Source organism: Streptomyces sp. NPDC057939, from assembly GCF_042887545.1.
Classification (GTDB): Bacteria; Actinomycetota; Actinomycetes; order Streptomycetales; family Streptomycetaceae; genus Streptomyces.
Window position 1 is genome coordinate 149,796 of record NZ_JBHVPG010000008.1, and the last position, 20,180, is coordinate 169,975.

Genomic DNA, 20,180 nt, shown 5'->3' on the forward strand with positions numbered 1-20,180 from the left:
GTGCGCAGCGTGTTCCTGCGGCTGAGACCCAACCCTACTGACCGCCCCCGGGTCAGGCGAGACCCGCTTCCTTCATCTGGCGAAGCTCCTTCTTCAGCTCCCCGACCTCGTCCCTCAGCCGGGCGGCGACCTCGAACTGGAGCTCGGCCGCCGCGCCCCGCATCCGGTCGGTCATCTGCTCGATGAGCGCGGCCAGTTCGGCGGCCGGACGGTCGGTGAGCACCTCGGCGCCCTTCGCGCCCTTGCCGCCCTTCGCACCCTTCCCGGCGACCGCCTTGCCGCCCAGCGCGGGAACGGGAGCCTTGGCCCCCTTGCCCTCCTTGGCCTGCCGGTATCCGGTTCCGAGCAGCTGCTCGGTGTCCAGTTCCTCGCGGGCGATCGTGGCGACGATGTCGTTGATCTTCTTGCGCAGCGGCTGCGGGTCGATGCCGTTGGCGGTGTTGTAGGCGATCTGCTTCTCGCGGCGCCGGTTCGTCTCGTCGATGGCCTTCTCCATCGCCGGGGTCATCTTGTCCGCGTACATGTGGACCTGACCGGAGACGTTCCGGGCCGCGCGGCCGATCGTCTGGATGAGGGAGGTCCCGGAGCGCAGGAACCCCTCCTTGTCGGCGTCGAGGATCGCCACGAGCGACACCTCGGGCAGGTCGAGGCCCTCGCGCAGCAGGTTGATGCCGACGAGGACGTCGTACTCGCCGGCGCGCAGCTCGCGCAGCAGCTCGATGCGTCGCAGGGTGTCGACGTCGCTGTGCAGGTAGCGGACCTGGATGCCCAGTTCCAGGAAGTAGTCCGTGAGGTCCTCGGACATCTTCTTGGTGAGGGTGGTGACCAGCACCCTCTCGTCCTTCTCGACGCGCGCGCGGATCTCGTGCACCAGGTCGTCGATCTGGCCCTCGGTGGGCTTGACGACGACCTCGGGGTCGATGAGGCCGGTGGGGCGGATGATCTGCTCGACGAAGCCGTCGCCGCGGGAGAGCTCGTACTTGCCGGGAGTGGCCGACAGGTAGACGGTCTGGCCGATCCGCCCCTGGAACTCCTCCCACTTCAGCGGCCGGTTGTCGAGCGCGGACGGCAGCCGGAAGCCGTGGTCGACCAGGGTCCGCTTGCGCGAGGCGTCGCCCTCGTACATGGCGCCGATCTGCGGCACCGTGACGTGGGACTCGTCGATGACGAGGAGGAAGTCCTCGGGGAAGTAATCGATGAGGGTGTTGGGGGCGGAGCCGCGCTCGCGGTCGTCCATGTGCAGCGAGTAGTTCTCGATGCCGGAGCAGGACCCAATCTGGCGCATCATCTCCAGGTCGTAGGTGGTGCGCATGCGCAGCCGCTGGGCCTCCAGCATCTTGCCCTGCTTCTCCAGCTCCGCGAGGCGCTCGGTCAGCTCCGCCTCGATGCCGCGGACCGCCTTCTCCATGCGCTCGGGGCCGGCGACGTAGTGGCTGGCGGGGAAGACGTACAGCTCGCGGTCCTCGCTGATGACCTCGCCGGTCAGCGGGTGCAGGGTGGAGAGGGCCTCGATCTCGTCGCCGAACATCTCGATGCGGACGGCCAGTTCCTCGTAGACCGGGAAGATCTCGATGGTGTCGCCGCGCACCCGGAAGGTGCCGCGGGTGAAGGCGACGTCGTTGCGCGTGTACTGGATGTCGACGAAGCGGCGCAGCAGCTGGTCCCGGTCGATCTCCTCGCCGATCTTGAGGGAGACCATCCGGTCGACGTACTCCTGCGGGGTGCCGAGGCCGTAGATGCAGGACACGGAGGCGACGACGATCACGTCGCGGCGGGTCAGCAGCGAGTTGGTCGCGGAGTGGCGCAGCCGCTCCACCTCCTCGTTGATCGAGGAGTCCTTCTCGATGTAGGTGTCCGACTGCGGTACGTAGGCCTCGGGCTGGTAGTAGTCGTAGTACGAGACGAAGTACTCGACGGCGTTGTTCGGCAGGAGCTCTCGGAACTCGTTCGCCAGCTGGGCGGCGAGGGTCTTGTTCGGCGCCATCACCAGGGTCGGGCGCTGAAGCTTCTCGATCATCCACGCCGTGGTCGCCGACTTGCCGGTGCCGGTGGCGCCGAGCAGTACGACGTCCTTCTCACCTGCGCGGATGCGCTTCTCCAGCTCGGCGATGGCCGCCGGCTGGTCGCCGCTGGGCTGGTAGGGGCTGACGACCTCGAAAGGCGCCACCGTGCGTTCGATCTTCGATACGGGCCGCATGGGTCAACCGTACGGCCCCCCACCGACAGCAGCACGGGTCCGGTCCGTCCGGCGCGCTCCGGTGACACCGCGGTGATCTTCCACTCCGTGATCGCCGCGCATTCGGCCCTCTGCCGTACACCGCCGCAACGTCCGGCGCCCCGCGTCCGTTTGCCGCACGAACACGGCTCTCGATTCGAGGAGAACTGCAGATGTACGTCGTCCGACCCGCCGCGGCGGCCGCCGCCGCCGCATTCCTGGGACTCACCCTGACCGTGCTGTGCGGGACGGTCGCGGCCGCCGCCCCCGGCCCGGGTCCCGCGGCCCCCTCCGCCGGGCCGGGCCCGATGGGCCTGGGGGGCCCCGTCGTGTACGCGCACCGGGGGGCCTCTGCCTACGCCCCGGAGAACACCCTCGAAGCGGTCGACCTGGCGAGGGAGCTGGGCTTCGACTGGGTCGAGAACGACGTCCAGCGCACGAGGGACGGCGAGCTCGTGGTGATCCACGACGACACCCTGGCGCGCACGACGGACGTGGAGGAGGTGTTCCCCGACCGCCGGCCCTGGCGGGTCCGGGACTTCACGGCGGCCGAGATCGCCCGGCTGGACGCGGGGAGCTGGTTCGGGGACGGCGGTCACACGGGGGCCCGGGTGCCGACGCTGCGCGAGTACCTGGACCGGGTACGGCTGAACCAGCAGCGACTGCTGTTGGAGATCAAGAAGCCCGAGCTCTACCCGGGGATCGAGGAGGACACTCTGGAGGTGCTGGAGGAGGCCGGCTGGTTGGAGGAGCGTCGCGTCGCGGAGCGCCTGGTCGTGCAGAGCTTCAGCGCCGACTCGGTCCGCGTCGTGCACGACCTGCGCCCGGACCTCGTGACGGCGTTCCTGGGCACCCCGGCCGTGGCCGATCTGCCGCTGTACGCCGAGTTCGCCGACCGGATCAACCCCTGGCACACCACGATCTCGGCCGACTGGGTCGCGGCGGTGCACCGGCTGCGGGGTGCTCACGGCCGGGCCATGGAGGTGGACACCTGGATCGTGGACGACGCCGCCACGGCCCGGAAGGTCCGGGACATGGGGGTCGACGGCATCATCACCAACGCCCCCGACGTGGTGCGCGAGGCCGTCGGCGGGTTCTGAGGCCCGCCCGACCGGAACCCGCGGGCCGGTCGGCCCCGAGCCGGCGCACCGCGGGCCGGTCCCGCGGACACCGTCCGCGCTGTCGGTGCGGGGCCGTACGGTGGACGCGTGGACAGCACCGAGCGGCCCCGCGGGCCGCACCTCGAATGGACCGTCGTCGCCAGTGACATCGGTCCCCTGCTCCTGGCCGCGACCCCCGAGGGGCTGGTCCGGGTCGAGTTCCATGCCGGACCCGACCGCGCCGACCGGATGATCGGCGCGCTGGTCTCGCGGCTCGGAGCCGACGCCGTGCGGCCGCGACCGGGCGCGGAGGTGCTGCTGGCGGAGCCGATACGCCAGCTGAAGGACTATTTCGCCGGTTCGCTGCGGCGCTTCGAACTGCCGCTGGACTGGCGGCTCAGCTCCGGTTTCAACCGCCAGGTGCTGCTGGAACTGGACCGGTCCGTGCCCTACGGATCGGTCGTCGGGTACGGGGAACTGGCCGCCCGCGTCGGGCAGCCGGGGGCGGCCCAGGCCGTGGGCAACGCCATGGGTTCGAACCCGCTGCCGCTGGTGGTGGCCTGCCACCGGGTCGTGGAGAACGACGGCGGCATCGGGGGCTTCGGGGGCGGCGTGGAGACCAAGCGGATCCTGCTCGCGCTGGAGGGGGTACTTCCGCAGCCCCTGTTCTGACCTGCGCCTCACCCTCCCGGCGGGCCTCCCGCCCGGCCGGGCCGGCGGGCCGGCATCCGGTTCCCCCGCGCGGTGGCGGGTGGGACACTTCCGCCGTGACGACTCCCGCCGCATCAGGCCTCACCGCCCGCCTCCTGCCCCCGACGCGACGGGGGTGTCCGGCGTGACCGCCTCCCCCGGAGCCGCTCCCGGCGCCGCGGCCGCCTCCCCCGCCCCCGCGGGGAAGGGCGGGCCGGTCGACCCGGCCGCGCTGCCGCGGATCCGGCGCAGGATCTCGGGCGTCCTGATCGCCGCCCAGGCCATCGGCGGGCTGGGCGTGCCGATCAGCATCGCCCTGGCTCCCGTACTGGCCACCGAGATCAGCGGTACCGAGGCGCTGTCCGGGTTCGCCTCCACGGCGGCGGTGATCGGCACCGCCCTCGTCTCGTTGCCGCTGGCCGCCCTGATGACGGCCAGGGGCCGACGCCCCGGGCTCGTCGTCGGGTACGCCGTCGGAGCCCTCGGCGCGGGCCTCGTCGTACTGGCCGCCGCGATCAAGAGCTTCCCGCTCCTCATGGTCGGCATGGCCGCCTTCGGCGCGGCGTCCTCCGCGAACCTCCAGGCCCGGTTCGCCGCCGCCGACCTCGCCGAGCCCGATCACCGGGCCCGCGCGATCTCCGTGGTCGTCTGGGCGTCGACCGTGGGCGCGGTCCTCGGCCCCAACCTGTCGGCCCCGGCCAGCGACAGTTTCGCCGGCACCTCCATACCCCAGACGGCCGGTCCGTTCGTCTGGGCCGCCGCCGTCTTCGTCCTCACCGGCACGCTGCTCGGCGTGTTCCTGCGGCCGGATCCGCTGCTGACGGCCCGGGCCCTGGCCCCGGTCGCGGAACAGGGCCGCGAGGGGCGCTCGCTGCGCGCCGGGTTCGCCGCCGTCAGGGCGTCACCGCGGGCCCGCCTCGCACTGGTGACCGTCGCCGTGTCGCACACCACCATGGTTTCGATCATGGTGATGACCCCGGTCGACCTGGGTCACCACGGCGCGGACCTCCGGCTCGTCGGCCTGGTGATCAGCGGCCACATCGCCGGGATGTTCGCCTTCTCCCCCGTCATGGGATGGCTCGCCGACCGCCTCGGCCGACTCTCCGTGATCGGCCTCGCGGCCGGGCTGCTGTCCGTCGCCGCGCTTCTCGCCGGCACCGCCGACGGCAGCCACGCCCAGAGCGCCGTCGGCCTCTTCCTGCTCGGACTGGGCTGGTCCGCCGGCATGGTCGCCGGTTCCGCGCTGCTGACGGACTCGGTGCCGCAGCCCGTGCGGGCCGCCGTCCAGGGACTGAGCGACCTGACGATGAACACCGCCGCCGGGGTCGGCGGCGCCGCGGCCGGCCTGATCATGTCCCAGGCCGGCTACGGCTGGCTCAACGCGATCGGCGCCGCGCTGCTGCTGCCGATGGCCGCGCTGGCCCTGTTCACCGCGCGGCGCCACCCCGGGCCCGCGAAGGGCCGGGCGGCCGCGGACTCGTAGGACAGCCCTCGCGGGGCGGCCCTCGCGGCGGATCTCGGGGGCGGATCCCGGGGGCGGATTTCGAGGGGCTCAGCAGTTGATGTGGTAGGCCTTGCGCAGCGTCTCGTGGACGGTCCAGGTGGTCCTGTCGCCCTCCCGCAGGACGCAGGCCGAGCCGGGGCCCACCTCCAGGGTCGCGCCGCCCTCGACCTCGATCGTGGCGCGGCCGCTGACGACGACGAACAGTTCGTCGGCCTCGGTGTCGGTGACCACGCCGGGGGTGATCTGCCAGATGCCCCTGATCTGCGAGCCGTCCGCGGACTCCCACAGCACCTTGCCGGTCACCACGGGTGTGCCGGAGAGGATCTGGGCGGGGTCGAGGTCCTCCGTCTCCAGTTCGGCGTCGGGGAAGTCGGCGACGGAGAGGGCGAAGGAGGCGGGGGCGGCGGGGCCGTGGTCACTGGTGCTCATGGCGCGTCAGCCTAGGGCCGGGGCGCCGGGCACGGGGTGTTCAGAGCGTCCAGCGTGGGCCGCCCGGACGCGTCATTGCGTCGAGCGGGTGCGGACGGCGTCCGTCGGGCCCCGTGGACGGGCACGGACGCCCGCCGGATTTCGGCCAGGGCGGCGCGGGCGGTGGCCCGTGGGCCGGGGTGGGTGCCCGTGGCGTCGCGGCACGCGTTCCGCCCCGTGACGGTCCGGGCGGTCGCCGAGTCCGTCGCGGAGGCCGTCCGCGCTCACGGGGGCACGCTACTCGGACAGGTTCGCGCCGGAGCGGGGACGGCGCGTTTGGGGGCGCGAATCACGTGCCATGGATGGGGACATGCCACAGCACAGAGCAGCCGAGGTCCCGGTCCTGTCCGAAGAGGTGCGCGAGGCGATCGACGCGGGGCGGCCCGTCGTCGCCCTGGAGTCGACGATCATCGCGCACGGCCTGCCGCGTCCCCGCAACCTGGAGGTGGGGCTGGAACTGGAAGCCCTGGTCCGGTCGGAGGGCGCGGTTCCGGCTACGGTCGCGGTGCTCGACGGGGTCGCGCACGCGGGCCTCGACAAGGCCCGACTGGAACGGATCGCCTCGGGTGGGGACGTGCGCAAGCTCGGCCACCGGGACCTTGCTCCGGCCCTGGCGACGGGCGCGACCGGGGCGACGACCGTCTCGGCGACGGCCCTGCTCGCCGCGCGGGCCGGGCTGCGGGTCTTCGCCACGGGCGGGCTGGGCGGCGTGCACCGGGAGTGGGCGCGGTCGTTGGACGAGTCGGCGGACCTGTCGCTGCTCGCCCGGACCCGGATCACGGTGGTGTGCGCGGGGGTGAAGTCGATCCTGGACGTGCCGGCGACGCTCCAGCGGCTGGAGACGCTGGGGGTGGGCGTGCTCGGCTACGGCACGACCCGCTTCCCCGGCTTCTACCTGGCCGACTCCGGCGAACCCGTGGACTGGACCGTGCACCGGCCGGAGGAGGTGGCCGAGGTGATGGCCGCCCAGGACGCCCTCGGCGGACCGGATTCCGCCCTGCTGGTCGCCAACCCCGTGCCGCTCGCCGAGCAGTTGGATCCCGAGCTCCACGACCGGGTCCTGACCGAGGCCCTGGCCGAGTGCCGGGAGCGCGGCATCACGGGGCAGGCGGTGACGCCGTTCCTGCTGGGGTTCCTGGTGCGGGCGACGGGCGGCGCCTCGCTGGAGGCGAACCTGGCTGCGGTGCGGGGCAACGTACGGCTCGGGGCCCGCATCGCGCGGGCCTGGGCGGCGCGGCCGTGACCGGCGCACCGGGGGCGCTGCTGGTGGTCGGCGACGTGGTCACGGACGTCGTGGCGGTGCACGCGGAACCGCTGGCACCGGCCACCGACACCGCCGCCCGGATCCGCACCCTGCCGGGCGGGGCGGGCGCCAACGCCGCGTGCTGGGCGGCCCGTACGGGGACGGCGGAGGTGCGCCTCCTCGCGCGGGTGGGTTCCGATTCGGCGCGCTGGCACGAACGGGCCCTGGTCGACGCGGGAGTGCGACCCCGACTGGTGATCGACCGCTCGGAGCCGACGGGAACGGTGGTGGCCCTGGTCGGCAAGGACGCCGAGCGCACCTTCCTGACCGACAGCGGGGCCTCGCTGCGCCTGTGCCCCGCCGACTGGGCGCCGGCCCTGCTGGACGACGCCGCGCACCTGCACCTGTCGGGGTACCTGTTCTTCGCCGACTCCAGCCGCGAACTGGCCCTGGTCGCCCTGCGGGCGGCCCGCACGCGGGGGGTGTCGGTGAGCGTGGACCCCGCTTCGGCGGGGTTCCTCGCCGCGTTGGGCCGGGAGCGGTTCCTGACCGCCGTGGCCGGGGTCGGCGTGCTCCTGCCCAACGAGGACGAGGCCCGGCTGCTGGCCGGCCTGCCGGACCCGGCCGGGGTGGCCCGCGCGGCCGTGGAACTGAGCCGGCGGGCGGGGCTGGTGGTGGTGACGCTCGGCGCGGGCGGGGCGCTGGTCGCCGAGAGCGGCCGGATCACCGCCGAGGTCGGGGCGGAGCCCGTCGAGGCGGTGGATTCCACGGGGGCCGGGGACGCCTTCACCGGCGGGTTCCTCGCCGCCCGTCTGGACGGCGCGGACCCGGTGGAGGCGGCGCGCGCGGGGTGTCGGACGGCGGCCCTGGCGGTCGGACGGCTGGGCGGCCGACCCTCGTAGCCCCGTAAGCCCCGTAAGCCCCGTAGGACGATCCGGAACGGGGCCCGACCGGTCCGGTTCCTCCGGCTGCGGCCCGCCGATCGCCGCACCTCCGACCGCCGATCGCCGCCCGACTCGGCCGCCCGCTCAGTCCGGCAGCCCGCTCCAGGCCGGGTGGCGCGGATCGTCCGCCTTGACCAGGACGTCGGCGGCCGTGGCCGGGCCGGTCTCCCGGGCGTAGCGGGCGAACGCCGGCAGCGTCCAGCGTTCGGACTCCTCGGTGCGGCGGGCCAGGGCACCGGGCGAGAGTCCGATGTGCACGCTGAGGTCGAAGGGGAACCAGTGCCCCAGCAGTAGCGGTCCGTGCACGATCACCACGCCGCCCGGGGCGAGTTCCACGTAGGGGCTGCGGGTGGCCCGGTCGGTCACCGGGTCCCACAGGTCGGGCAGCACCCGTCCGCTGCCGCCGGGGTCGGTCGGGCCGAAGACCTCGCGCCACAGGGCGCCGGTGTCGTACCAGCCGCCGAGGTAGGAGTCGACGTCGTGGCGCCCGTACTCGAAGCGGAGCGAGGCCGGTCGCAGGAAGCCCCCGGCGCCCACGACCAGTACCGAACGCCGGCGCGTGCGCAGCGCGTCGGCGAGGTGACCGGCGAGGACGTCGGTCGCGGCGGCGGGCGCGCCGTCGATGCCCACGCGCTGCCAGGTCGCCCCTCCCGGCGGGCCGGGAGGGGCGTCGGCGGGGGCTCCGCCGGGGGTGTCGAGGTGGGCGGCGAGCCGTCCGGCCAGCCGCTGCCAGGTGATCGCTTGGAGCTGCACCTGCCCATTGTCAGTGGCGGGGCCTATTTTTTTCCACGTAGGGATCACCGGTGGACAGGAGCCGGCGGCCCGGTTCGGAGGAGGGGTCTGTCATGGCTCGGGAGACGACGTACCTGGAGCTGTCTCAGGACGACGGCGCGGCGCACAAGTTCTACGAGGTGACGCTGGAGGGCACCGCCGTCTCGGTGCGGTACGGACGCATCGGCGCCGAGGGCCAGTTGCAGTCCTCCTCCTTCCCGACGGTGGAGAAGGCGCGGGCCGCGGCGGCCAAGAAGGTCGGCGAGAAGGTCCGCAAGGGGTACGCGCCGGCCGTGCGCGGTGCGCGCGCCGCACGCTCGGTGACCCGTCGCCAGGTGGCGTCGGCGCCGTCGACGGCGCGCGCCGTGGCCCCGGTGCTGTGGCGGTTCCGGACCGGCTCCTCGGCGTTCGGGATCCACGTGGACGAGGACCGCTGCTGGGTCGGCAACCAGGCCGGTGACGTCTACACGGTGAGCCACGGCGGTGAGGTGCTGGCCCGCTACTCCCTGCCGGACGGGGTGAAGTGCCTGGTCGCGGACGACTTCTGGATATACGCGGGCTGTGACGACGGCACGGTGTACGACCTGTCGTCGAAGGTTCCGTTCGGGGCCTACGGCATCGCGGCGGACGTGGACATCTACTGGCTCGACATCCACGAGGGCGTGTTGAACGTCTCGGACGCGAACGGCGGCCTGACCGTCATCGACCACGAGGACGAGCACCAGTGGTCGCGGAAGTCGTCCGGGGGCGGCGCGTGGATGGTCCGGGCGGACGAGCGGGCGGTCTACCACGGCCACGGCAACGGCGTGACGGCCTACGCGGCGGACGGTACGGGCGAGTTGTGGCACACGAAGACCCCCGGCGGGGTCCTCTTCGGGTGGCAGGAGGAGCACTCCGTGTACGCGGGGACGGTGCGCAACACCGTGCAGCGGCTGTCGAAGGCGACGGGCGCGGTCGAGGCCTCGTACCCGTGCGACGCGGCCGTGTACTCCTGCGCGACCTCGCCCGACGGCCGGCACGTGTTCGCGGGTGACTCGTCGTCCTCGGTGTACTGCTTCGACGCCGACGGACACCGGCTGTGGAAGCTGGGCACCGGTGGTGGTTCGGCGCTGTCGATGCAGTACCTGGACGGGCGGCTGTACCTGGTGACCACCGACGGTTCGCTGGTGTGCGTGGACGCGAGCGAGGTGGCCATCGCGGCCGCCCAGCAGGGGTCCGTCCCGACCGCGGTCGACGTGAAGTCGGCGGCGGCGCTGCCGGTCTTCACCCCGGCGGCCTCGGCCGCCGCGGTGGCGACGGTGTCGCGGGCCTCGGTACCGGTCGGTGGCGTCGTGGTGGAGTGCGTCCAGCAGGGGGCCCGCATGCGGGTGCAGGTCGTCTCCGAGGGCTTCGACTCCGCGTGGCACGTGCAGTTCCCGCGCGGGATCCGCGAGGTGGGGGCCCGGTACGTGGTGGACGGGCTGCACCCGGCCGCCGGTGGCTTCTACCGGGTGCGCGGGGAGATCCGCCGACTGGTCTGAGCGCGCCGGGGGCTCGACGGGGGTCGGACCGGGGGCGGGCCGGGCGGGGTGCGGGTCGGGCGGGTGCGTTCGGTGTCCGTGGTGGACGGGGGTCTCCACGGGCACCGGCCGGACCCGCCCGGCGGCGTGCCCCGGCCCGGGCCCCGCTCAGGGGCGGTGTTCCGGGCAGCCGCAGGGGGCGGCGCCGAGGGGGGCCGGGACGGCCGTCGCGAAGGGGGCGTCGGGCGGGAGGGCGCAGGTCACGTGGAGGACGATCGGCTCGCTGCCGAAGTTGCGGCCGAGGTGGACGTGTCCGAGGCCCTCCGGTTCGACGAAGGTGTCGCCGACGGTGTGCACCTCGACGGTGCCGTCGTCGAGGATCCGCGTCAGGGTCCCGGCCCTGACCACCGCCATCAGCGGTACCTGGTGGTAGTGCCAGCCCGTGCAACCGCCGGGCTCTATGACGACTTCCCGGCGCATGAGGTCCGAGGGCACCGTCGCCCTCGGGCGCCTCGCCATCGCCTGTCGTCCGCCCATGTGCCCTCCTCCATGGACCCCCCGCGGCCCACCCGATCCGACTCACGGTAGGAGGACATCATGACCTCGGGAAAGAGTTGATGAAAGGCTAACAACCTATCTTTACAAGGTGATATACGCACTGGTCGGCGGTATCACCCCTGTATGAGTCCCGTCGTTTTCGAGTCACAGAAGCAGATCCATTGCGCGGACTGTCGGCAGGGCCCGCTGCGGCACCTCGTCCGCGAGGCAGGGGTGCCCCGGTGCCTGGACTGCGCCGACCTCGGGCACCTGGTCTACCTACCGCGCGGCGACACGGCGCTCACCCGGCGGGCCCGCGAGGCCAGTTCGCTGTCGGCCGTGGTCCTACGTCGTCACAGGCGCCGCCGGCGCTACGAACGGCAGGGGCTGCTCGTCGAGGAGGCCGCGCTGGCGAGCGCCGAGCGGGCCTGCCTCGCGGACGCGGACGCGCGCGCCCGCCGACGGGAACGCGACCGGCTGCGGCGGGCCGCCGAGGACGTACGGTTCACGGCCGCCTTCGCCGCCGAGATCCTGCGGCTGTTCCCCGGGTGTCCCCCGGACCGCGCGCGGGCCATCGCCTCGCACGCCTCGCTGCGCGGCAGCGGTCGGGTGGGGCGCACCGCGGCCGGCCGGGCGCTCGACGAACTGGCGGTGTCCGTGGCGGTCCGGGCGGCCGTGCGGCACACCGACACCGAGTACGACGCCCTGTTGATGGCGGGGGTCCCCCGCTTCGCCGCCCGGGCCCGGCTGGCGGAGCGGATCGACGCGATCCTCGACGGCTGGCGGGCCTAGCCTCGACTCCCCGGACCGGGACCGGGGCGGCGGGCGGCGGGCGGCAGCGGGCAGCGGTCGGGCACGGCCCGCGCCGGACCAAGGGCGGCGGCGCGAGCGGGCGCGGCCGGACCCCGCGGCCCGGGCCCCGGCGGGAACCTTCGGAGGGCTCCCGGGGCTGTCGTCGAACTCCGGTCGACCCTGCGGGCGACGACGGGAGTTCGACGGAGCGCCCCGGGGCGTGTTCCAGAAGTGGCGCCGGACGCCGCGGGCCGGGCCGAACTTCTAGGACACGGGCTGGTTGAGGCGGAAGCGGCGGTACAGCAGCACGCCGCCGAGGAGGAGCCCGCCGCCTGCCGGCAGCAGGTAGCCGATGCCCTCGGAGCCGGTGTGGGCGAGCGCCGAGGTGTGGCGCGGCGGGGCGGGCGGCGTCACCGGCCTCGGCGCCACGGGCGGGGTGACGGGCGTGACCGGCGTGACGGGGGTGACCGGCTGCGGCGGCTTGCCCTGGGTGGGGGTCTCCCCGTTGATCGAGGTGTTTCCATGGGAGTTGTTGCCGACCCCGACGACGCTCACCGAGTTGCCGCTGAGGTTCACCGGGAGCTGTACGGGAAGCTGGATGCCGTTGCCCGACAGAAGTCCCGGCGAATCCTTTCCGCTTCCATGGGCCACCGCTCCGCCACCGTTGGCCGCCGCGGAGCCGGTACCGGAAGCCCCCCGGTCCGACGGGCCGGAGGCCCCCGGACCGCGATCCCCTCCCCCGGGTGAGGAATTCGTACAGCGGTTGCCGGCGGCGGAGTTGAGGACGCCGACCACGCTCACCGTGTTCCCGCAGACGTTGACCGGGGTGTGCACGGGCAACTGCACCAGGTTCCCCGACAGCAGGCCGGGCGAGCGCTCCGCCTTCCCGCCCGCTTCCGCATCGGCGTGGGCCAGACCGCCCACCCCCGCGACCGCCAGTCCACCGCTCGCGACCATCGCCGCGATCAAGCCGTTCCGACGACTGTGACGCATCAGTTTTCCTGCCTTCCGGAGGGATTGAGGGCATTGCCCCCACACCGGTAAACAACGCCGTAAACCCATTCGGGTTATAGAGGCGATAGGCATTTCACTCCATCGTGTACTGGGTAGTGCCTACTTCATGACGGAACGACCGCTGCTCCTGCTCGACGTGGACGGCCCCCTCAATCCCTTCCGCTCCCCCTTCGCCTCACTGCGCGGCTACACCAGCCACCGGATGCGACCGGACGTCTGGCTCTCCTACCGCGACCCCGAGTCGCGCGCGGCCCGGCGCGGGGCCCGGGTCAGGCTCCACCCGTCCCACGGGGCGCAGCTGTTGGGGTTGCCGTTCGAAATCGTCTGGGCGACCGCATGGACGCACCAGGCCAACACGATGATCTCCCCGCACATCGGTCTGCCCACGGACCTACGGGTCGTCGAGTGGCCCGAGTTGTTCGCCCGCGACCCCGAGGGGCTCTCCTGGAAGACGCGGGCGCTCACCGAGTGGGCGGCGGGCCGCCCCTTCGCCTGGGTGGACGACATGATCACGCCACGGGACCGGGCCTGGGTGGCCGCGCACCACCCGGCTCCGGCGCTGCTCCTGAAGGTCCTCCCGCGACACGGGCTGCGGTCGCGGGACTTCACCGCCCTGACCCGGTGGGCGGGCGGAATCAGCGGGACAGGGCGGTGACGGGGTCCGGGGAGGGTGCGGCGGCCGGCCACCAGTCCTCGTCGTCCGCACGGGACTCGTAGGCGTACCAGAGGCCCTCACGGCTGAGGCGGAGCTGACGGGTGCGGTCGGTGAGGCGGTTGCGCTCGGGACGGAAGGTGCCCAGCCCGGCGGCGAGGAGCGCGGGGCGGGCCCGGTCGAAAGGTCCGGCCGGGGGGTCCCAGGGCTCGTCGAGGACTGTGAGCGCCGGCAGCCCGCCCTGGCGCCAGGCCGCGGCGGCCCGGGCGAGTTCGGTGGTGGAGCGACCGGTGGCGCGCGCGAGGTCGCGGTAGAGCCCGCGGGCCGGGCCGGTGAGCCCCGCGGTGTGGTGGGCCGACGCCAGCCGGACGGCGTCCTGCCACAGCGTGAGGTGTCCCGTCGGGTCGGCCCCGGTGGTGAGCAGCACGAGGGCGCGGGCGGCCGCGTCGGTGGCGAGTTGGTCGAGGGCCAGCGGGTCCGGGGCGCCGGGGTCGGCCGGATAGGCGGGCGGCAGGCCGGCGACCGGGGGCGGCGCGAGCGGGGCGGGCAGCGGGGGCAGGACCGCGCGGGTCACCGCCGCCCGGGCCGGCACCCCGGGGAAGTCCGGTGCCGTGTCCGGCTGTTCGCGGGCGGCGTGGGCGGCGTTGCGACGGGCGAGCTCGTCGAGGAGTTCGCGCTCGCCCCGGCCCCGGAGCAGCAGCAGGACGAACGGGTCCTGGTCGAGGAGCCGCGCCGCCCGGTAGCAGAGGGCGGCGGCGTGCTTGCAGGGCGGCCGCGCCGTGTCGGGGCAGGAGCAGCGCGGTACGAGCTCGCCGGCTCCGGGCAGGATCGTCTCCGCGAGGGACTGTGGGACTTCCCGTTCCAGCAGGGTCGCGAGGGCCGACGGGTCCGCCGCCACCGCTTCCAGGAGCTCTGCCCATTCGCCGTCCGCGAAGGCGGCCAGGGACAGTTCGGTGCGGTACGGGCGGGCCCTGCTGCCGCGCACGTAGGCCACGATCCGGCCGGGGGTGACCGTGACGGCCTCGACGTGCCCCTCGGTGGCGTACGCACGGCCGCGCGCGAGCCGGGCCGCGTCGTGGGCGCGGGCCTCCAGGGCGGCGACCCAGGCCCGCCCCCACCAGGTGGCGGCCTCCACCCCGGCCGGCACGGTCTCGAAGGTGCGGCGCCGGTCGTCCCGCGCGGTGATCATGCGGGCCTCCGCAGCGAGACGAGATCGGCCAGTTCGCGGTCGGTCAGTTCGGTGAGGGCCGATTCCCCGGAGCCGAGGACGGCGTCGGCGAGGGCGCGTTTGGCTTCGAGGAGTTCGGCGATGCGGTCCTCGACGGTGCCCTCGGCGATGATCCGGTGGACCTGGACGGGTTGGGTCTGGCCGATGCGGTAGGCGCGGTCGGTGGCCTGTTCCTCGACGGCCGGGTTCCACCAGCGGTCGAAGTGCACGACGTGCCCGGCGCGGGTCAGGTTGAGGCCGGTGCCGGCCGCCTTCAACGACAGCAGGAAGACGGGCACCTCCCCGGACTGGAAACGATCGACGAGCTCCTCGCGGCGCGGGACGGGCGTCCCCCCGTGCAGGAACTGGTGGGAGATGCCCCGGGTCGCGAGGTGCCGCTCGATGATCCGGCCCATCGTCACGTACTGGGTGAACACCAGCACCGAGCCGCCCTCCGCGAGGATCGTGTCCAACAGCTCGTCGAGCAGGGCGAGTTTGCCCGACCGGTGCGGGATCCGGGGCGGCTCCTCCTTCAGGTACTGGGCGGGGTGGTTGCAGATCTGCTTGAGCGATGCCAACAACTTCATGATCATGCCCCGGCGTTCGATGCCCTCGCTCGCCTCGATCACGGCCATGGCCTCCTCCACCGCCGCCTGGTAGAGGGACGCCTGCTCGCGGGTGAGGGACACCGGGTGATCGGTCTCCGTCTTCGGCGGCAGTTCGGGGGCGATGCCCGGGTCGGACTTCTTGCGCCGCAGCAGGAACGGCCGCACCAGCGCGGCCAACCGGGCCACCGCGGCCTCGTTCCCGCCGTCCTCCTCCTGCTGGTGCTCGACCGGGCGGGCGTGCCGGGCTCGGAAGGCGGTGAGCGGGCCCAGCAACCCCGGGGTGGTCCAGTCGAGCAGGGCCCACAGCTCGGACAGGTTGTTCTCCACCGGGGTACCGGTGAGCGCGACGCGGGCCGGCGCCGGAATCGTCCGCAACGCCTTCGCCGTCGCCGAATGCGGGTTCTTCACGTGCTGCGCCTCGTCGGCGACGACCATGCCCCAGCCCTGCCCGGCGAGCCGGGCCGCCCCGGCACGCATGGTGGCGTACGTGGTGAGGACGAAGCCGCCGTCGAGGCCGTCGAGGGTGCGGCTGCCGCCGTGGAAGCGGCGGACGGGCGTCCCCGGCGCGAACCTCTCGATCTCCCGCTGCCAGTTGCCCAGCAGGGAGGCCGGGCAGACGACGAGGGTGGGCTCCGGACGGTCCCGGTGCAGGTGCAGGGCGATGAGCGTCACCGTCTTGCCGAGACCCATGTCGTCGGCGAGGCAACCGCCGAGACCGAGCGAGGTCATCAGGTCCAGCCAGGCCAGCCCCCGCAACTGGTAGTCCCGCAGCGTCGCCTTGAGGGCGGCGGGCGGCGCGACCACGGGCAGGTCACCGGTGAGCCGGTCGCGCAGCGCGGCCAGCGCGCCCACCGGGACGGCGGGCACCGGCTCGCCGTCGACCTCGGCCGTCCCGCTCAGGACGGTGGCCAGCGCGTCCACCGGGTCCAGCAGCCCCAGCTCCCGCTTGCGGGCCTTGCGCACCAGCGCCGGATCGACCCGCACCCACTGGTCCCGCAGCCGCACCACGGGCCGGTGCGCCTGGGCGAGGGCGTCCATCTCCCCCGGGGTGAGCCGGTCGCCGCCCAGCGCCAGCTCCCAGGAGAAGGCGAACAGCCCCGCCGCGTCGAAGAAGGCCGTGCCGTCGGTGGCGGAACCCGGCGCCGTGGACCGTACGACGGCGGTCGCGGACAGCGTACGGGCCAACTCGCGCGGCCAGTGGACCAGCACTCCGGCCGCCGCGAGCCGGGGCGCGAAGGCGCCCAGCAGGTCCTCCAGCTCGGGATCCGAGAGCGCGAGCGCGTCCGGTACCGGCTGGTCGAGCAGGCGCAGCAGCGGCGGCCAGACCCGGGCGGCGCGGCGCAGCGCGAGTACGGCATCGATGCGGGCGCGCGGCCCGAACGCGGCGGTGGCCGCACCGGCCCACAGCAGGCCCGCGTCGGTCACGAGCGTCGGATCGGCGAGGCTGTGGACCTGGACGACGGCCGCACCCGCACGCCGCACGTCCTGCGGCTCCGCCTCGTCGAACAGGCGGAACGACGACAGGTCGAGGCGCAGCGAGATGCCCACCCCCGCGTCGGCGCCGGCCGCGACCTGCGCGGCCCATTCCTGTATCCCCGGCACCCGTTGCGGTTCCTGCGCCGCGAACGGTCGCCCTGCGGCGAAGGGCGCCGCCGGGGTCCGGGGCAGCGTGTCGGCGACGGCGTCGAGGAAGGCCCGTACCAGGGCCTCCGGTTCGGGCAGGGTCAGCGGGCGGCGCCCGGCGAGCGGGGTGGCGTACCCCTCGTACGGCAGGGCGGCGGCGACGGCCCGCAGGTGCCCGACGTCCTGCGCGTCGAGCGGCCCGGCCCGCCACGCGTCGACACCCTCGGGGGTGACGCCGGGCAGCAGCCGACCCCGCGCCACCAGCGACAGTGCATGGGCCGCGGCGGTGCCCCAGGCCCGGGCGGCGGGCGACGCGGCGGCGCCGCGCGGCGCGTGGACGAGGACGGCGAGGGCCTCGGTGACCGACAGGGACGCAGCGGGAACCGTGTGGGTGCGGACCCCGTCGCCGTGCGGCCGGACCACCTGGATCGGGGACGGGCCACCGGCCTCGGGCAGCGGATCCCCGGCGGGACTCCAGAAGGCGAACCGCCCCTCGCGTGGCACCGCGGCCGGGAGGAACACGGGGGCGCAGCGGAGCAGGGCCGCCACCGACGGCTGCTGCGGCCGCCCGTGCGACTGCGACTGCGACTGCGTTTGCGTTTGCGTTTGCGTTTGCGGCATCACGGCGCCGTCGTCCCCCTTCCCGTCCTGCTCGCCCGGCTCCGCCCGGTCATGGCGGATCCACTGCCGTCGAGTCTAGGCGCGCCCACCGACAACGCCGCTGACCTGCGGTTACCACCGCCTCCACGGGGGCTTCGCCGACTACCTCGTCCAGCGGCCCTGCTCGCTCGCGAAGCCGTACTCGGGCCGGCCGACGGTGGCGCTCGTCCGCCAGGGCCGCCCGTCGTCGTCGAGGCGGAGGGTGCCGGACCCGGTGGGGCCGCTCCAACGCAGTTCGAGGTACCAGTCGCAGTCGCAGCCCGTGGCGGCGGCCACCACCCGCAGGACGACGGGCCGCGCCGCCGACACCTGCATCGGGAACACCGGCGCCGGGATCCGGTCCCCCGCGTCGTTGCCCGTCACGGGCCGCGCCAGCGGTCGCGGCGCGTCCAGGTTGACGGCGAAACCGGCCGGGGTGAGGGCCCCTCCGCAGCCCTGGGACATCTGGTAGACGTTCCAGGCGGGCGGGGTGCGCCGGGCGGTGACCCGTACCTGGAGGTCCTGGAGGACCACCGCCCCCTCACCCGCCCCGTGCAGGGTGACCTCGACGGTCTGGCTCCCGGCGTGCACGGCCCGCTGGGCCTGCGCCCAGGCGGCCGCGTCCGGCTCCAGGGGCGGCGGGGGCACCTCAGCCGGGGCCCGCTCCGAGAGGTAGGCGTGCTCGCAGCCCGCCGCCCACACGTGGGACCGTACAGCCGCCCTGAGCGGCGCTGCGGCCGGTGCGGATGCCGTCGACGGGGACGGTGCGGGCGGGGAGGCCGGGGCGGACGCCGGGGGCGTCGGTGAGGCGGTGGACGGGTCCGACACCGACGCGGAGGGCGCCGGCGACGCCCCGGCCGCCGGCGGGCGGGAGGGCGTCGGCGAGACGCCGGAGGTGCTCCCCGCCGGTCCCGCCTGCGCCGAAGGCCCCTCCGGCCCGGCGGCGGCCAACACCCCCGCCACGATCACGACGGCCGTCGCCCCCGCGGCGGCCACCACCATCCGCCGCCGCTGCCGACCCCACCGCCCGGCCCCGGGCGCGGGAACGGGAACGGCTTCGGGCGCGGGCGGGGGATCCTGCGCGGGGGCAGAGGCGCTCCCCGAGACAGGCTCGGACGTCGGCACGGGTACGGGTACGGGTACGGCAACGGCCCCGGGCGCGGCATCCGGAGCGGCGTCAGGAACGACACGTGGAACGACGTCCGGAACGGCGTCGGGGTCACCCCCTGGAACGGCCCCGCGGGCCGCCTCCCGGGCCGCTTCCGGGGTCACCGGCTCAGCCGCTCGATCCGGCTCCGGACCGGCCTCCTCCGCGGGCTCCCCCTCGGGCCCCGTCCCCGGCTCCGCCTCCGCCTCCGTCGCCGGCACGGTGTCCGGCAGTTCCCGGGACGCCGTCCCGGGAGCCGGGTCGTCCGGGACCTCCCCGGGCCGCGCCCGCGTACCCCGGCCGGTCGCCACCGCCACCGGTGCGGCCTCCGCGTCCTCCCCGGTCGCCGCCACCGTCACCGCCGGAGCCGCGACCACCGGCGACCGCCGGCGGGCGTCCGCCAGGAGCCAGGCCCGGTGGAGTGCCACCGCCTCCTCGCCCGTCGCCCCGCAGGCCCGCGCGAAGCGGTCCACCACCGCGAACTCCGCGGGCACCGCCTCCCCGTTGCAGTACCGGTGCAGGGTCGACGTACTGGTGTGCAGCCGTCGGGCCAGCAGCCCGTAGCTCACCCCCGCCCGTTCCTTCAGCTCCCGCATCAGCCGTGCGAACGCCTCCGCCTCGGCCGACCCCTTCACCGGCCGTTCCGCCTCGCCCACAGCACTCCCCCCCCGTCCCGTGACTCCGTTCCACCCGGGGGTGTTCCCCCAGGTGACGGCATGTACGGCCGTTCCAGTGTCCCGGATCCGGCGGGTTCCCTGGCCTGACACCCCGCAACGGGGGAAGGCTGTTGCCGCAGTCGACCTTCAACCGCACTTCGTACGGGGAGAACACCGTGTTCCGACGCTCCACCTCCGCCATGGCCACCGCGGTCCTCGCGGCCGCCGCCGCCCTGCTCCTGACCACCTCGACGACCGCGACGGCCGCCGCGGCCGCGCCCGGCTTCCTCAACGGGACCGACCTGCCGCCGCACCCCTCCTCCCCCTGGTTCGCGGGGAAGGTCACCAAGGGGCTTCCGGAGAACGCGCCGTTCTGTCTGGAGGGGGCCCTTCCGGCGGCCGGCAGCTGGCACCGCACCTTCGGCACCGAGCTCGACACCGGCGCCGCGCAGCTCTCCGTGCGGACCGCCTCGAACGCCGCCGCCGCCAAGCTCGTGACCGCCCTGGAACGCAAGGTCGCGGCGTGCGCCGCCGACTGGCTGCGCGGGAACCCGGGCGGGACCGCCTCCTGGCAGGACTACGGGAAGATCGCCGTGGAGGAGGGCGCGCACGTCTACGGGGTCCACGCCTCCATTCCGGAGTCCGAGCCGGGCGTGCACCTCTTCGGCATCGGGCGGGACGGCGCCACGGTGACCGTCGTGAACTGGGGCCAGATGGGATACCTGACGGACGCCCCCGTCCCCGCCTTCAAGAAGACGACCACGACGGCCGTCAAGAAGCTCATCCCGTAGGCGCGAAGTCCCGAGGTTCCCTGGTCCCGACAGCACCCGGGGGCACCGCCCCGCCCCCGGGTGGGACCATGGAACGGAGG

17 protein-coding genes are annotated in these 20,180 nt (G+C 74.4%); 9 read left to right on the forward strand and 8 right to left on the reverse strand.

All coding sequences use genetic code 11. The features are described from left to right. Window positions 1-52: 52 nt before the first annotated feature. Window positions 53-2,197 carry an excinuclease ABC subunit UvrB gene (gene uvrB / locus ACFVS6_RS12505; RefSeq protein ID WP_389703141.1) on the reverse strand — a complete coding sequence of 715 codons (2,145 nt, stop codon included), beginning with the start codon at window positions 2,195-2,197 and terminating at the stop codon, window positions 53-55. A 191-nt stretch (window positions 2,198-2,388) separates the two neighbouring features. On the opposite strand from uvrB, the gene ACFVS6_RS12510 reads away from it, so the two are divergent. The 3 genes from ACFVS6_RS12510 to ACFVS6_RS12520 all read left to right on the forward strand — a co-directional run bounded on the left by ACFVS6_RS12510 (window position 2,389) and on the right by ACFVS6_RS12520 (window position 5,488). After that, window positions 2,389-3,315 (forward strand): glycerophosphodiester phosphodiesterase, encoded by a 927-nt coding sequence (locus ACFVS6_RS12510; RefSeq protein WP_389703143.1) that lies wholly within the window; start codon window positions 2,389-2,391, stop codon window positions 3,313-3,315. Window positions 3,316-3,423: 108 nt separating this feature from the next. Next, window positions 3,424-3,987, forward strand: a complete 564-nt coding sequence (locus ACFVS6_RS12515; protein ID WP_389703145.1) for a methylated-DNA--[protein]-cysteine S-methyltransferase — start codon at window positions 3,424-3,426, stop codon at window positions 3,985-3,987. Window positions 3,988-4,237: 250 nt separating this feature from the next. Next, window positions 4,238-5,488: an MFS transporter gene (locus ACFVS6_RS12520; protein WP_389703258.1), complete on the forward strand. Its 1,251-nt coding sequence runs from the start codon at window positions 4,238-4,240 to the stop codon at window positions 5,486-5,488. Between the two features lie 69 nt (window positions 5,489-5,557). Here the strand turns inward: ACFVS6_RS12520 and ACFVS6_RS12525 are convergent, their stop codons facing one another. Then, complete coding sequence (locus ACFVS6_RS12525; RefSeq protein ID WP_389703147.1) at window positions 5,558-5,938, reverse strand: cupin domain-containing protein; 381 nt, start codon at window positions 5,936-5,938, stop codon at window positions 5,558-5,560. Window positions 5,939-6,287: 349 nt separating this feature from the next. Between ACFVS6_RS12525 and ACFVS6_RS12530 the strand changes: the two genes are divergently transcribed. Both ACFVS6_RS12530 and ACFVS6_RS12535 read left to right on the forward strand, forming a co-directional pair. Then, window positions 6,288-7,220 carry a pseudouridine-5'-phosphate glycosidase gene (locus ACFVS6_RS12530; protein WP_389703149.1) on the forward strand — a complete coding sequence of 311 codons (933 nt, stop codon included), beginning with the start codon at window positions 6,288-6,290 and terminating at the stop codon, window positions 7,218-7,220. Next, complete coding sequence (locus ACFVS6_RS12535) at window positions 7,217-8,122, forward strand: carbohydrate kinase family protein (RefSeq protein ID WP_389703151.1); 906 nt, start codon at window positions 7,217-7,219, stop codon at window positions 8,120-8,122. The genes ACFVS6_RS12530 and ACFVS6_RS12535 overlap by 4 nt, the downstream gene beginning before the upstream one ends. A 126-nt stretch (window positions 8,123-8,248) precedes the next feature. On the opposite strand, the gene ACFVS6_RS12540 is transcribed toward ACFVS6_RS12535, so the two are convergent. Beyond that, the gene (locus tag ACFVS6_RS12540) at window positions 8,249-8,917 is read right to left on the reverse strand and encodes a uridine kinase (RefSeq protein WP_389703153.1); all 669 of its coding nucleotides are present in this window, start codon (window positions 8,915-8,917) and stop codon (window positions 8,249-8,251) included. A gap of 92 nt (window positions 8,918-9,009) precedes the next feature. On the opposite strand from ACFVS6_RS12540, the gene ACFVS6_RS12545 reads away from it, so the two are divergent. After that, entirely contained in the window at window positions 9,010-10,455 is a 1,446-nt protein-coding gene (locus ACFVS6_RS12545) for a WGR domain-containing protein (RefSeq protein WP_389703155.1), read from the forward strand. Window positions 10,456-10,602: 147 nt separating this feature from the next. Here the strand turns inward: ACFVS6_RS12545 and ACFVS6_RS12550 are convergent, their stop codons facing one another. Next, a complete protein-coding gene (locus tag ACFVS6_RS12550; protein WP_389703156.1) occupies window positions 10,603-10,971 on the reverse strand; it encodes a cupin domain-containing protein in 369 nt (122 codons plus the stop codon). 144 nt (window positions 10,972-11,115) lie between these two features. Between ACFVS6_RS12550 and ACFVS6_RS12555 the strand changes: the two genes are divergently transcribed. After that, complete coding sequence (locus ACFVS6_RS12555) at window positions 11,116-11,763, forward strand: DUF2293 domain-containing protein (protein WP_389703158.1); 648 nt, start codon at window positions 11,116-11,118, stop codon at window positions 11,761-11,763. A gap of 264 nt (window positions 11,764-12,027) precedes the next feature. Here the strand turns inward: ACFVS6_RS12555 and ACFVS6_RS12560 are convergent, their stop codons facing one another. Next, complete coding sequence (locus ACFVS6_RS12560) at window positions 12,028-12,756, reverse strand: chaplin (protein ID WP_389703160.1); 729 nt, start codon at window positions 12,754-12,756, stop codon at window positions 12,028-12,030. 127 nt (window positions 12,757-12,883) lie between these two features. On the opposite strand from ACFVS6_RS12560, the gene ACFVS6_RS12565 reads away from it, so the two are divergent. After that, window positions 12,884-13,432, forward strand: coding sequence for a hypothetical protein (locus ACFVS6_RS12565; protein WP_389703162.1), 549 nt, complete (start codon window positions 12,884-12,886; stop codon window positions 13,430-13,432). Here ACFVS6_RS12565 and ACFVS6_RS12570 read toward each other — a convergent pair. The 3 genes from ACFVS6_RS12570 to ACFVS6_RS12580 all read right to left on the reverse strand — a co-directional run bounded on the left by ACFVS6_RS12570 (window position 13,413) and on the right by ACFVS6_RS12580 (window position 19,309). Continuing rightward, on the reverse strand, window positions 13,413-14,618 hold the full coding sequence (locus ACFVS6_RS12570; RefSeq protein WP_389703164.1) for an SWIM zinc finger family protein: 1,206 nt from the start codon (window positions 14,616-14,618) through the stop codon (window positions 13,413-13,415). The genes ACFVS6_RS12565 and ACFVS6_RS12570 overlap by 20 nt on opposite strands. Beyond that, on the reverse strand, window positions 14,615-17,488 hold the full coding sequence (locus tag ACFVS6_RS12575; RefSeq protein WP_389703166.1) for a DEAD/DEAH box helicase: 2,874 nt from the start codon (window positions 17,486-17,488) through the stop codon (window positions 14,615-14,617). Before ACFVS6_RS12575 ends, ACFVS6_RS12570 begins: the two co-directional genes overlap by 4 nt. A 141-nt stretch (window positions 17,489-17,629) precedes the next feature. Continuing rightward, complete coding sequence (locus ACFVS6_RS12580) at window positions 17,630-19,309, reverse strand: helix-turn-helix domain-containing protein (RefSeq protein WP_389703168.1); 1,680 nt, start codon at window positions 19,307-19,309, stop codon at window positions 17,630-17,632. Window positions 19,310-19,440: 131 nt separating this feature from the next. Between ACFVS6_RS12580 and ACFVS6_RS12585 the strand changes: the two genes are divergently transcribed. Next, window positions 19,441-20,100 carry a hypothetical protein gene (locus tag ACFVS6_RS12585; protein WP_389703169.1) on the forward strand — a complete coding sequence of 220 codons (660 nt, stop codon included), beginning with the start codon at window positions 19,441-19,443 and terminating at the stop codon, window positions 20,098-20,100. Window positions 20,101-20,180: the final 80 nt, after the last annotated feature.